At 65.0% G+C, this 11,925-nt stretch carries 12 protein-coding genes; 10 read left to right on the top strand and 2 right to left on the bottom strand.

What is annotated here, in order from left to right; genetic code table 11:
- Positions 1-70 precede the first annotated feature (70 nt).
- The 3 genes from NX778_RS15840 to lpxC all read left to right on the top strand — a co-directional run bounded on the left by NX778_RS15840 (position 71) and on the right by lpxC (position 2,495).
- On the top strand, positions 71-574 hold the full coding sequence (locus NX778_RS15840; protein ID WP_258812730.1) for a peroxiredoxin: 504 nt from the start codon (positions 71-73) through the stop codon (positions 572-574).
- 10 nt (positions 575-584) lie between these two features.
- A complete protein-coding gene (locus NX778_RS15835; protein ID WP_258812729.1) occupies positions 585-1,487 on the top strand; it encodes a DMT family transporter in 903 nt (300 codons plus the stop codon).
- A 72-nt stretch (positions 1,488-1,559) separates the two neighbouring features.
- Complete coding sequence (gene lpxC, locus NX778_RS15830) at positions 1,560-2,495, top strand: UDP-3-O-acyl-N-acetylglucosamine deacetylase (RefSeq protein WP_258812728.1); 936 nt, start codon at positions 1,560-1,562, stop codon at positions 2,493-2,495.
- Between the two features lie 74 nt (positions 2,496-2,569).
- On the opposite strand, the gene NX778_RS15825 is transcribed toward lpxC, so the two are convergent.
- Entirely contained in the window at positions 2,570-3,070 is a 501-nt protein-coding gene (locus tag NX778_RS15825) for a DciA family protein (RefSeq protein ID WP_258812727.1), read from the bottom strand.
- Positions 3,071-3,286: 216 nt separating this feature from the next.
- Here NX778_RS15825 and secA point away from each other — a divergent pair, with 216 nt between their 5' ends.
- The 3 genes from secA to NX778_RS15805 all read left to right on the top strand — a co-directional run bounded on the left by secA (position 3,287) and on the right by NX778_RS15805 (position 6,831).
- Positions 3,287-6,067, top strand: coding sequence for a preprotein translocase subunit SecA (gene secA, locus NX778_RS15820; protein WP_307728078.1), 2,781 nt, complete (start codon positions 3,287-3,289; stop codon positions 6,065-6,067).
- 149 nt (positions 6,068-6,216) lie between these two features.
- Positions 6,217-6,429, top strand: coding sequence for an AbrB/MazE/SpoVT family DNA-binding domain-containing protein (locus NX778_RS15810; protein WP_258812726.1), 213 nt, complete (start codon positions 6,217-6,219; stop codon positions 6,427-6,429).
- Positions 6,430-6,432: 3 nt separating this feature from the next.
- Positions 6,433-6,831: a type II toxin-antitoxin system VapC family toxin gene (locus NX778_RS15805; protein WP_258812725.1), complete on the top strand. Its 399-nt coding sequence runs from the start codon at positions 6,433-6,435 to the stop codon at positions 6,829-6,831.
- Here NX778_RS15805 and NX778_RS15800 read toward each other — a convergent pair.
- A complete protein-coding gene (locus NX778_RS15800; protein WP_258812724.1) occupies positions 6,828-7,889 on the bottom strand; it encodes an AI-2E family transporter in 1,062 nt (353 codons plus the stop codon). The genes NX778_RS15805 and NX778_RS15800 overlap by 4 nt on opposite strands.
- Before the next feature lie 131 nt (positions 7,890-8,020).
- Here NX778_RS15800 and argJ point away from each other — a divergent pair, with 131 nt between their 5' ends.
- The 4 genes from argJ to NX778_RS15780 are packed head-to-tail and all read left to right on the top strand — an operon-like array spanning position 8,021 to position 11,876.
- Positions 8,021-9,247, top strand: a complete 1,227-nt coding sequence (argJ, locus tag NX778_RS15795; protein WP_258812723.1) for a bifunctional glutamate N-acetyltransferase/amino-acid acetyltransferase ArgJ — start codon at positions 8,021-8,023, stop codon at positions 9,245-9,247.
- A gap of 4 nt (positions 9,248-9,251) precedes the next feature.
- Positions 9,252-10,139: an ATP-binding protein gene (locus NX778_RS15790; RefSeq protein ID WP_258812722.1), complete on the top strand. Its 888-nt coding sequence runs from the start codon at positions 9,252-9,254 to the stop codon at positions 10,137-10,139.
- Positions 10,136-10,552, top strand: coding sequence for an NUDIX domain-containing protein (locus NX778_RS15785; protein ID WP_258812721.1), 417 nt, complete (start codon positions 10,136-10,138; stop codon positions 10,550-10,552). Before NX778_RS15790 ends, NX778_RS15785 begins: the two co-directional genes overlap by 4 nt.
- A 22-nt stretch (positions 10,553-10,574) precedes the next feature.
- Positions 10,575-11,876 (top strand): D-amino acid dehydrogenase, encoded by a 1,302-nt coding sequence (locus NX778_RS15780; protein ID WP_258812720.1) that lies wholly within the window; start codon positions 10,575-10,577, stop codon positions 11,874-11,876.
- Positions 11,877-11,925: the final 49 nt, after the last annotated feature.

Genomic DNA, 11,925 nt, shown 5'->3' with positions numbered 1-11,925 from the left:
AAGCCCTGCAAGAAAGCCGCGGATGGGGCATACTGCCCGCCTTGGCAACTGATTAACAAGGAGATCCACCATGACCATCAAGATCGGCGACCGCCTGCCGGAAGGCACCCTGTCGGAATTCATCGAGACCGAAACCGAAGGCTGCAGCCTCGGCCCGAACACCTTCAACGTGGCGGACCTCGTCAAAGGCAAGAAGATCGTGATCTTCGGCCTGCCGGGCGCCTACACCCCGACCTGCTCGGCCAAGCATGTGCCAGGCTACGTCCAGCACGCCGCCGAACTGAAAGCCAAAGGCGTCGACGAAATCTGGTGCATCTCGGTCAACGACGCCTTCGTGATGGGCGCCTGGGGCCGCGACCAGCATGCCACCGGCATCGTGCGCATGATGGCCGACGGTAACGCCGCCTACAGCAAGGCGCTCGGCCTGGACGCCGACTTCTCCAAGCACGGCATGGGCACGCGCTCGCAGCGCTACTCGATGCTGGTCGAGGACGGCGTGGTCAAGCAGCTGAACGTGGAAACCAACGGCTTCGAAGTCTCGAACGCCGAAACCATGCTCAAGCAGCTGGGCTGATAACGCCCGCATGACCCGTGCATCGCAGGCGCTGACGCGCCGCCAGTCCAACCTGCGCAGCATCTACGCGATGCTGGTCGCCGTCGCCATGTTTTCGGTGATGGACACGACGATGAAGGTGCTGGCAGGGCAGTTCCCTGCGATGCAGGTGGCGTCGCTGCGTTCGCTCGCATCGCTGCCGCTGGTGCTGGCCTGGGTTGGCTGGCGCGGCGCCTTCCGCACCGCGCTGCAGGTCAACTGGCGCCTGCAGACACTGCGCGCCGGGCTGGGCATCATGATGCTCTCCCTGTTCGCCTTCGGGGTCAGGCAGCTCTCGCTGGCCTCGGCCTATTCGATTTTCTTCATCGGCCCGATCCTGATCACGGCGCTGTCGGTGTTCATCCTGAAAGAGAAGGTGAACGCGCAGCGCTGGGTGGCGATCGGCGTCGGCATGGGTGGCGTGCTGGTGGTGCTGCGGCCCGACGGCAGCGGCTTCCTCAGCATCGGCGGCCTGGCGATCCTGGCCGCCGCCGCGATGTATGCGGTGTCGGCGATCTCCGCGCGCGTGCTGGCGCGCACCGACCGCAGCGAGCACATGATGCTGTGGCTGATGATCATGATGGCAGCCGGCGCCACCGCGCTTGCCTGGGCCGACTGGCTGCCGGTCCGCCCATCCCATGTGCCGGTGCTGTGCACCCTCGCCATCAGCGGCTTCTTTGCACAATTGGCACTGAACGAAGCCTTCAGCCATGGCGAAGTTTCCGTGGTGGCGCCTTTCGAATATTCGGCGCTGGCCTGGGGCGTGGCGATCGACTGGATGCTCTGGCATACGCTGCCGGACCGCTACACGCTGATCGGCGCGGCCATCATCATCGGCAGCGGCCTGTACCTGATCCGCCACGAGCGCTTCCACGCCGAATCCGAGCATCCCTAGAAAACGTGGCATTCCCGCTACCACCCCGGGGAGGGTCGGGCGGCAACACGGCCCCTGGGCTATAATCGGCTGATGCTTAAACAAAGAACCGTCAAACAGGTGGTCCGCACCACAGGTGTCGGCCTGCACTCCGGCACCAAGGTCGAACTGACCCTGCGCCCGGCCGCGGCCAATACCGGCATCGTATTCCGCCGCGTGGACCTCGATCCTGTGGTCGAATTCGCGGCCAGCGCCGGCATCGTCGGCGATACCCGCATGGCATCGGTCCTCGTCAAGGACGGCGCGCGCGTGTCCACGGTCGAGCACCTGATGTCCGCCTGCGCGGGCCTCGGTATCGACAACCTGTACGTCGATGTGTCGGCCGAAGAGATCCCGATCATGGACGGTTCGGCATCGTCCTTCGTCTTCCTGCTGCAGCAGGCGGGCGTGCAGGAGCAGGGCGCCGCCAAGAAGTTCATCCGCGTACTCAAGGAAGTGGAAGTGCGGCAGGGCAGCGGCGCCAGCGAGAAGTGGGCCAAGCTGTCGCCGTACGACGGTTTCAAGCTCGACTTCTTCATCGAATTCAACCATCCCGCGGTCGACGGCACGGTGCAGCGCGCCAGCGTCGATTTCGGCGATGTCTCCTACGTGCACGACGTCGCGCGCGCCCGCACCTTCGGCTTCATGCAGGACGTGGAAAGCCTGCGCGGCATGGGCCTGGCGCGCGGCGGCTCGCTGGAAAACGCCATCGTGATGGACGAGTACCGCATCCTCAATGCGGACGGCCTGCGCTACGAGGACGAGTTCGTGCGCCACAAGATCCTGGATGCGATCGGCGACCTGTACCTGGTCGGGTATCCGCTGCTGGCCAGCTACACGGCCCACAAGTCGGGGCATGCGCTCAATAACGACCTGCTGCGCGCGCTGCTGGCGCGCGAGGACGCTTATGAAATCGTCAGCTTCGATGTGCCGAATTCGGCGCCGGCTTCCTACGTTCGCCAAATGGCACGGGAGTGGGCGCTGAACTGAGTCGGCGTCTCTCCTGATCACGCAAAAATGGGGTTCCCGCGCAGGCGGGAACCCCATTTGACTTTGAGTGACCTTTAACCCTGCCGCCGCTTAGCCGCCAGCGACCTGATCGCCGCAATCAGCTTTTCATTCTGCGGCGACTGCTCCAGCGTCTCCCCCAGCTGTTCGAACGCATCCACCGCCAGCGGCGGCAGCTCCAGCTTGCGCAGCAGCGGCTCCGGCGTCAACGCCCGCGTCACCTGCACCTTCAGCTTGATCGAATCCACCTGCCAGCCCCGCTGCTGCAGGGTCGCCTGCAGCTTCATCAGCTGCTGCTTGAGCCGCGCCGCCAGCGCCGAGCTGGGCACCGCCAGCACCAGCGCGCCGTCGCTGAACGAAATCACGTCGCAATGCTCGAACATCGCCGGCAAGGCCGCCGCGCAGTCGCCCTGCAGCCGCCCCATGCGCATCGCCGCCGGCAACAGGGCGGCCAGGCGCTCGTTCGCCCGCAGGAAATCGGTGGCGCCGTGGGAGGTCTGGTTGTTCCGCGTGCCAAAGATGTGCACCGGACGCTGATTGCGAGAGAGAAACTGCATGCCGCCAACATACCACAGGCAAGCACCGCCGTGCGGACCGCTTTTCCCTGAGGCCAAACTGATCAGTATCTTTGATCGGCAGTACTTGTTATCCGGTCTATTGCCCCCAAGTGTGGCCGGATCGCATGATAGAATCACCAGTTTGCGGCCATAGGCAGTATTCGAGTGATATCATTTTGATATCATCTGTGCGGCGTATATTTCAAGAATTCAAGCATGTCATTACTGACCCAGATTTTCGGTAGCCGCAACCAGCGGCTGCTCAAGCAATACCAAAAGACGGTGCGCCAGATTAACGGGCTCGAGCCGCAAATGGAGAAGCTGTCCGACGCCGAGCTGCAAGCAAAGACGCCCGAATTCAAAGACCGCGTGGCCAAGGGTGAATCGCTGGACGACATCCTGCCCGAAGCCTTCGCCGTGTGCCGCGAGGCCGCCAAGCGCGTGTTCAAGATGCGCCACTTCGACGTGCAGCTGATCGGTGGCATGGTGCTCCACCAGGGCAAAATCGCCGAGATGGGCACGGGCGAGGGCAAGACCCTGATGGCGACCCTGCCGGTGTACCTGAACGCGCTGTCCGGCAAGGGCGTGCACGTCGTCACCGTCAACGATTACCTGGCGCAGCGCGACGCCGAGTGGATGGGCCAGCTGTACGGCTGGCTGGGACTGACGACCGGCATCAACCTGTCGCAGATGGACCACGACACCAAGCAGCAAGCCTACGCTTCCGACATCACCTACGGCACCAACAACGAATACGGCTTCGACTACCTGCGCGACAATATGGTCTACGACGCGAGCGAACGTGTCCAGCGCAGCCTGAATTTCGCGGTGGTCGACGAGGTGGACTCGATCCTGATCGACGAGGCGCGCACCCCGCTGATCATCTCCGGCCAGGCCGAGAGCCACACCGACGTCTACTACAAGATGAACGAAGTGCCGCCGCTGCTGGAAGAGCAGATCGGCGAAGAGACCCCGGACGGCAAGGGCAAGGTCGAGAAGCCGGGCGACTACGTCAAGGACGAGAAGCAGCACACCGTGCTGCTGACCGAAGCCGGCCACGAGAAGGCCGAGCAGATCCTGACCCGCATGGGCCTGCTGCCGGAAGGCGCCTCGCTGTACGACGCCGCCAACATCACCCTGATCCACCACCTGTACGCAGCGCTGCGCGCGCACGTCCTGTACCACAAGGACCAGCACTACGTGGTGCAGAACGGCGAAGTGGTGATCGTCGACGAATTCACCGGCCGCCTGATGACGGGCCGCCGCTGGTCCGACGGCCTGCACCAGGCGGTCGAAGCCAAGGAAGGCGCGCGCATCCAGAACGAGAACCAGACCCTGGCCTCGATCACCTTCCAGAACTACTTCCGCATGTACACCAAGCTGTCCGGCATGACCGGTACGGCCGACACCGAAGCCTACGAATTCCAGGAGATCTACGGCCTCGAAACCGTGGTCGTGCCGCCGAACCGCCCGAGCCAGCGCAAGGACCGCCAGGACCAGGTCTACAAGTCGGCCGAGGAAAAGTACCAGGCGATGGTGAACGACATCCGCGACTGCTACGAGCGCGGCCAGCCGGTGCTGGTGGGTACCACCTCGATCGAGAACTCCGAGCTCCTGTCCGGCATCCTGACCAAGGCCAACCTGCCGCACAACGTCCTCAACGCCAAGCAGCACGCGCGCGAGGCCGAGATCGTGGCGCAGGCCGGCCGGCCGAAGATGATCACCATCGCGACCAATATGGCCGGCCGCGGCACCGACATCGTCCTGGGCGGTAACGTCGAAAAGCAGATCCAGTTCATCGAGGCCGACGAGGCCCTGGCGCCGGAGCAGAAGCAGGAACAGTCGCAGAAGCTGCGCGACGAATGGCAGTCGCTGCACGACCACGTGGTGGCGCAGGGCGGCCTGCACATCATCGGCACCGAGCGCCACGAGTCGCGCCGGGTGGACAACCAGTTGCGCGGCCGCGCCGGCCGCCAGGGCGACCCGGGCGCCTCGCGCTTCTACCTGTCGCTGGACGATCCGCTGCTGCGCATCTTCGCCGGCGACCGCGTGCGCGCGATCATGGAACGACTGAAGATGCCGGAAGGCGAACCGATCGAGGCCGGCATCGTGACCCGTTCGATCGAGACCGCTCAGCGCAAGGTGGAGGCCCGCAACTTCGACATCCGCAAACAGCTGCTCGAATACGACGACGTCGCCAACGACCAGCGCAAGGTGATCTACACCCAGCGTAACGAACTGCTGGAAGCGGCCGACATTTCGGAGCTGATCGCCTCGCTGCGCGTGGGCGTGTTCACCGACGTGGTGCGCGCCTTCGTCCCGGCCGAATCGGTCGAGGAGCAATGGGACATCAAGGGCCTGCAGGACACGCTGGCCAACGAGTGGGCGCTGGATGTGCCGCTGGCGCAGCTGCTGGAGGACGAGCCGAACCTGAACGACGACGACATCCTGGAGCGCGTGCTGGCCGCGGCCGACGAGTCCTACAACGCCAAGGTGGCGGTGGTGGGCAAGGAAGGCTTCGGCGGCTTCGAGCGCAACGTGATGCTGCAAAGCCTGGACAGCCACTGGCGCGAGCACCTGGCCGCGCTGGACCACCTGCGCCAGGGCATCCACCTGCGCGGCTATGCGCAGAAGAACCCGAAGCAGGAGTACAAGCGCGAAGCCTTCGAACTGTTCGGCGCCATGCTGGACATGATCAAGAACGAAGTGATCCGCACCGTGATGACGGTCCGCATCCAGACCCGCGAGGAAGTCGAAGCGGCGGAAGCAGCGGTGGCGGCGCAGGCGGCGCACCTGGAGAACATCAACTACCAGCACTCCGAGTTCAACCCGGCCGCCGCGCCGGAAGAGCTGATGGCGCCGGTGGCGGCGGGCGCGCCGGAACTGGCCGGGGCCGATCCGAGCACCACCTACATGGGCGTGAAGGTCGGCCGCAACGACCCGTGCCCTTGCGGCAGCGGCAAGAAGTTCAAGCAGTGCCACGGCAGGCTGGCGTAAGCGCTGCATAGTGGTAAAAAAACGGCAGGCTTGGGCCTGCCGTTTTTTATTTGTGCCTGCATCGACCGCGAAGGAACCGCGACTCTATTGCGCGTTCTGGATTGCCGACAGCGTCAAGGGGGATACACTTCTTCAATGAGGAGGGTGTTATGGATACCAAGATTTCGCGAACTGGTCAGGTGACAATCCCGAAGGCTGTAAGAGAAAAGCTTGGCATCAAACCGGGCGACCGCGTTGTGCTGACAGTTGCGCCGGACGGAGCAATTATTCTGCGCGTGAAGACCGGCAGCATTTTGGACCTCGGCGGTGTTTTGTACGAGAGGGGACGGGAGACAGTACCTATCGAGAAACTTTCGTTCTGACAAATGATCGGCCTGGACACGAATGTCGTGATTCGCTACCTCGTCAGGGATGACGAAGCTGCCTTCCAGATTACGAAGCACCTGCTCCAGTCCACACATAAAACCCAGGACAAATTGCTGATTTCATTTGCTGTGCTGCTCGAGTGCGAGTGGGTACTGCGCAGCAGCTATCGCGTTTCCAAACAGGGCGTGGCTCTTCTGTTGGGGGCGCTCCTCGCCTCAGGCGAAGTAAGCTTTGAAGATGAAGCAGTCGTCGAACTCGCGCTGCGCGATTGGCAAAATACGTCGGCCGATTTTGCAGACTGCGTCATCTTTCATGCCTACGTCAGGACTGGTTGTGCGTCGATTGCCACGTTCGACAGGAGGGCGGCCGTTCTCCCGAAGGCCAGGCTCTTGCGTTAATGCCCTCCGCGCCGGAACAGCTTCTCTTCATGCCACAGCGTGACGAACAGCGTGATCACCACCGGCCCCACGAACAGCCCGATCAGCCCCAGCATCTCGACCCCGCCCAGGATCCCCAGCAGCACCGCCAGGAAGGGCAGCTTGGTCGCGTTGCCGATGATGGTCGGCCGCACGAAGTGATCGGCCACGAACAGCACCACCGCACCGAAGGCGATGATGCCGGCCGCCGCTGCCGTGTGCCCGTGGAAGAACAGCACCGCCGCCACCACGCCGAACGCGAGCGGCGCGCCGAACGGGATGATGGCCAGCACGCCGGTCGCCGCCGCCCACAGCACCGCCGACGGCACGCCCGCGAATTCGTAGGCGATCCCGAGCAGCAGGCCCTCGGCCAGGCCCACCAGCACCAGCCCGTTGACAGTGGCGCGAATCGCGGTCGGCACCTTGGTCGAGTACAGCTGCCAGCGCGTGTTGCCGATCAGGTGGCGGCCGATCGCCTCCGTTTGCGACAGCAGCGCCGGGCCGTCCTTGTAGAAGAAGAACAGCGACAGGAAGGCGAACGCCACGTCGATCATCCGGTGCATCACCGCGCTGCCGAAGGTGCGCAGCACTTCGCTGGCGCTGTGCAGGTGTGGCCCGGGACCGCCGTCGGTGAACAGGTGGGCCAGGCCGTGCGGCTGGCTGAGCGTGGTCTGCCACCATTCCAGGATTGCGCCGCCTACCACCGGAAGCCGCTCCAGCCAGTCCGGCGCGGCCAGCCCTTCGTTGTTGGCGGTGGCGATGTACGCAGCCAGCGCAGGCGCCTGGTGCGCGGCCTGCATCAGGCCCAGCGCCAGCGGCGTCACCAGCGCGGCGGCGCATAGCAGGGTGACCGCCAGCGCCGCCAGGATGTCGTGCCCGCCGAGCGAACGGCGCGCCCGCACGAACAGCGGCCAGCTGGCGATCGCCAGGATCGCGGCCCACAGCAAAGGCAGGATGAAGCGCTGGGTGATGAAAACGGCGAACGCGATGATCGCCAGTGAAAACAGGGAGCTAAGCCAGGTGCGCTGGGTGTCGTTCATCAACTTCTCCACGTTGCAGTGCAGGCATTATAAAGTTTTCATCGCCGCCCGGGCTGACGGGCGCTGCGCGGCTGCCTTTGCCGGGCGGTGGCGGTACAATATCGAATTCGACAAAAAATTTTGAGAACGCCATGGCCGTCAATTCTCCCCTGCCAGTCGCAGCCGACCTGAAACCCGTCAACGGGATCGAACTGGGTTTCGCCGAAGCCGGCATCAAGAAGCCGAACCGCAAGGATGTGCTGGTGATGAAGCTCGCCGACAGCGCCACCGTCGCCGGCGTCTTCACCAAGAACCGCTTCTGCGCCGCGCCGGTGCAGGTGAGCCAGGCCAACCTGAAGTCGGGTAAACCGATCCGCGCACTGGTGGTCAACACGGGCAATGCCAACGCCGGCACCGGCGAGCCGGGCCTGGCCAACGCCCAGCGCACTTGTGCCGAAGTGGCCAAGCTGCTCGGCCTCGATGCCCAGCAGGTGCTGCCGTTCTCCACCGGCGTGATCCTGGAGCCGCTGCCGGTCGAGAAGATCGTCGCCGGCTTGCCGGCAGCCGTGGCCAACCTCAAGGCCGACAACTGGTTCAATGCCGCGGAAGCGATCATGACCACCGACACCCAGCCGAAGGCCGCATCGAACACGGTCACCATCGGCGGCCACCAGGTCACGATGACCGGCATCAGCAAGGGCGCCGGCATGATCCGCCCGAACATGGCCACCATGCTGGGCTACGTCGCGTTCGACGCCAAGGTCGCCCAGCCGGTGCTGGATGAACTGGTGCGCCACGCGGCCGACCGTTCGTTCAACTGCATCACCATCGACGGCGATACTTCGACCAACGACTCGTTCATCCTGATGGCGACCGGCGCCGGTGCGCTGGAAGTGAACAGCACCGACAGCCCGCACTATCCGGCCTTGCGCGATGCCGTCACCGGGCTCTCGCTGAACCTCGCGCAGCAGATCATCCGCGACGGCGAGGGCGCGACCAAGTTCATCACCGTGGCGGTGGAAGAGGGCCGCGACGAGGAAGAGTGCCGCAAGATCGCCTATTCGATCGCCCACTCGCCGCTGGTGAAGACCGCGTTCTTCGCGTCCGACCCGAACCTGGGCCGCATCCTGGCCGCGATCGGCTACGCCGGCGTCGACGATCTCGACACCACCAAGCTGGACCTGTACCTGGACGACGTGCTGGTGGCCAAGGCCGGCGGCCGCAATCCGGCCTACCAGGAAGAAGACGGCCAGCGCGTGATGAAGAAGGCGGAGATCCTGGTGCGCGTGAAGCTCGGCCGCGGCAATGCCAGCGGCACCGTGTGGACCTGCGACCTGTCGCACGACTACGTCAGCATCAACGCCGACTACCGCTCCTGATCCGATGTCGCCGCTCGAACAGTTCCTGCAACGCGCCGATGCCCTGCTGGCGCGCGTCGAAGCGATCCTGCCGCCAGCGGGCCAGCGCGAACCGGACTGGAAGCGCGGCTTCGCCTTCCGCTGGCGCCGCCATGCGAACGGCGCCGGCAAATACCTGCAGCCGGTGCTGCACGCGTCCTCCATCCGGCTGGACGACCTGCAGCACGTCGAGCCGCAGAAGCAGGCGATCGAGCAGAACACGCGCCAGTTCGTGGCGCGCCGCCCGGCCAACAATGTGCTGCTCACCGGCGCGCGCGGCACCGGCAAGTCCTCGCTGATCAAGGCGGTGCTGAACCAGTTCGCGGCCGAGGGCCTGCGCCTGATCGAGGTGGACAAGGCCGACCTCGCGGACTTGCCCGACATCGTCGACGTGGTCGCCGGGCGGCCGGAGCGCTTCATCATCTTCTGCGACGACCTCTCGTTCGAGGAAGGCGAGGCTGGCTACAAGGCGCTGAAGGTGGCGCTGGACGGCAGCATCGCCGCGCAGTCCGACAATGTGCTGATCTACGCGACCTCCAACCGGCGCCACCTGATGCCGGAGAAGATGTCCGATAACGCCAGCTACACCCATGGCGCCGACGGCGACCTGCATCCCGGCGAGACCGTCGAGGAGCGCATCTCCTTGTCCGAGCGCTTCGGCGTCTGGCTGTCGTTCTACTCGTTCAAGCAGGACGACTACCTCGACATCGCCGGGCACTGGCTGGCCAGTTTCGGCTGCACGCCCGAGCAGATCGAGGCCGCGCGGCCGGAGGCGCTGCGCTGGGTCCTGCAGCGCGGTTCGCGTTCGGGCCGGGTCGCCTGGCAGTTCGCCAAGGACTACGCCGGCAAACTCGAAGGCGGGCAGGGCGCATGAGCGAAGCGAAGCGGCCGATCGATGTCGCGGTCGGCATCCTGATGCGTCCGAACGGCGACGTGCTGCTGGGCCAGCGGCCGGAGGGCAAGCCCTACGCCGGCTACTGGGAGTTCCCGGGCGGGAAAGTGGAGCCGGACGAATCCATCCTCGCCGCGCTCAAGCGCGAATTCGTCGAGGAGCTGGGCGTCGAGATCGAGTCCGCCGAGGAGTGGTGCGGCGTCGAACACGTGTATCCGCACGCGCACGTGCGCCTGCATTTTTTCATCAGCCGCGACTGGCGCGGCGAGCCGCAAAGCCTGGAAGGCCAGGCCTTTGCGTGGCAGGGTTCAGTCGGCGTGACCCCGCTGCTGCCCGCAACCATCCCGCTGCTTGAGTGGCTCGATCAGTTGCGCTATGCGGGGTCGGGCCGTTAATCAAATCTGTTGAAGGGTCGCTGTGAAAATCATCGTTCTGGGTAGTGGCGTCATCGGCACGACTTCCGCGTACTTCCTCGCGCAGGCCGGCCACGACGTGACCGTCATCGACCGCCAGCCGGCCGCCGGCATGGAGACGAGTTATGGCAACGCCGGCGAAATCTCGCCCGGTTACGCGACGCCGTGGGCCGCGCCGGGCGTGCCGGCCAAGGCGCTCAAGTGGCTGACGATGAAACACAGCCCGCTGGTGATCCGTCCCAAGTTCGATCCGCACATGTGGAGCTGGATGCTGCAGATGCTCGCCAACTGCAATGCGCGCAGCTACGAGATCAACAAGAGCCGGATGGTGCGCATCGCCGAGTACAGCCGCGACGTGCTCAAGCAGCTGCGCGCCGACACCGGCATCAGCTACGACGAGCGCACCAAGGGCACGCTGCAGCTGTTCCGCACCCAGAAGCAGCTGGACATGGCGGCGCACGACATCGCGGTGCTGCAGCAGTCGGGCGTGCCGTACAACGTGCTCGATCCGAAAGGCTGCGAAAGCGCGGAGCCGGCGCTGGCGCGCGTGCGCGGCAACTTCGTCGGCGGCCTGCAGCTGCCGGGCGACGAGACCGGCGACTGCTTCAAGTTTACCCAGAAGCTGGCCGAGATGGCCAAGGCGCTGGGCGTCAAGTTCCGCCACAACGTCACCATCGAGCACCTGGTCATCGAGGGCGACAAGGTCACCGGCGTGAAGACCTCGCAGGGTGAGCTGAAGGCCGACAGCTACCTCGTCGCGATGGGCAGCTTCTCGCCCTTCCTGCTGCGCCAGATCGGCATCAAGATCCCGGTCTATCCGGTCAAGGGCTATTCGATCACGGTGCCGATCACCGACGCCGCCGGCGCGCCGGAATCGACGGTGATGGACGAGACCTACAAGGTGGCGATCACGCGCATGGGCGACCGCATCCGCGTGGGCGGCACCGCCGAGATCACCGGCTACGACCGCACGCTGCGCCAGTCGCGCCGCGAGACACTGGAGTTCTCGGTGAACAGCCTGTTCCCGAACGGCGGCGATGTGTCGAAGGCGGAGTTCTGGTGCGGCTTGCGCCCGAATACGCCGGATGGCACGCCGGTGATCGGGCCGACGCCGTACCGCAACCTGTTCCTCAACACCGGCCACGGTACGCTGGGCTGGACCATGTCCTGCGGCTCGGCGCGGGTGATGGCCGACATGCTGTCGGGACGCCAGCCGGAGATCGCGCTGGACGGCTTGTTCATGGACCGCTACGGGAACATCAACAAGCCGGTGCAGGTGCCGAGCGGGATTACGGTCGCGGCTTGACCGCCAAGATAAAACACGTCGTCCCCGCGCAGGCGGGGACCCATAGACA

It is taken from the genome of Massilia terrae, from assembly GCF_024753145.1.
Classification (GTDB): domain Bacteria; phylum Pseudomonadota; class Gammaproteobacteria; order Burkholderiales; family Burkholderiaceae_D; genus Telluria; species Telluria terrae.
This window is presented reverse-complemented; position numbering and strand designations above follow the sequence as displayed.

What these genes read in the sequence shown, in the direction of transcription:
- NX778_RS15840 (WP_258812730.1), top strand. Translation starts at nt 71, where the DNA reads ATGACCATCAAGATCGGCGACCGCCTGCCGGAAGGCACCCTGTCGGAA.
- NX778_RS15835 (WP_258812729.1), top strand. Translation starts at nt 585, where the DNA reads ATGACCCGTGCATCGCAGGCGCTGACGCGCCGCCAGTCCAACCTGCGC.
- lpxC (WP_258812728.1), top strand. Translation starts at nt 1,560, where the DNA reads ATGCTTAAACAAAGAACCGTCAAACAGGTGGTCCGCACCACAGGTGTC.
- NX778_RS15825 (WP_258812727.1), bottom strand. Translation starts at nt 3,070, where the DNA reads ATGCAGTTTCTCTCTCGCAATCAGCGTCCGGTGCACATCTTTGGCACG.
- secA (WP_307728078.1), top strand. Translation starts at nt 3,287, where the DNA reads ATGTCATTACTGACCCAGATTTTCGGTAGCCGCAACCAGCGGCTGCTC.
- NX778_RS15810 (WP_258812726.1), top strand. Translation starts at nt 6,217, where the DNA reads ATGGATACCAAGATTTCGCGAACTGGTCAGGTGACAATCCCGAAGGCT.
- NX778_RS15805 (WP_258812725.1), top strand. Translation starts at nt 6,433, where the DNA reads ATGATCGGCCTGGACACGAATGTCGTGATTCGCTACCTCGTCAGGGAT.
- NX778_RS15800 (WP_258812724.1), bottom strand. Translation starts at nt 7,889, where the DNA reads ATGAACGACACCCAGCGCACCTGGCTTAGCTCCCTGTTTTCACTGGCG.
- argJ (WP_258812723.1), top strand. Translation starts at nt 8,021, where the DNA reads ATGGCCGTCAATTCTCCCCTGCCAGTCGCAGCCGACCTGAAACCCGTC.
- NX778_RS15790 (WP_258812722.1), top strand. Translation starts at nt 9,252, where the DNA reads ATGTCGCCGCTCGAACAGTTCCTGCAACGCGCCGATGCCCTGCTGGCG.
- NX778_RS15785 (WP_258812721.1), top strand. Translation starts at nt 10,136, where the DNA reads ATGAGCGAAGCGAAGCGGCCGATCGATGTCGCGGTCGGCATCCTGATG.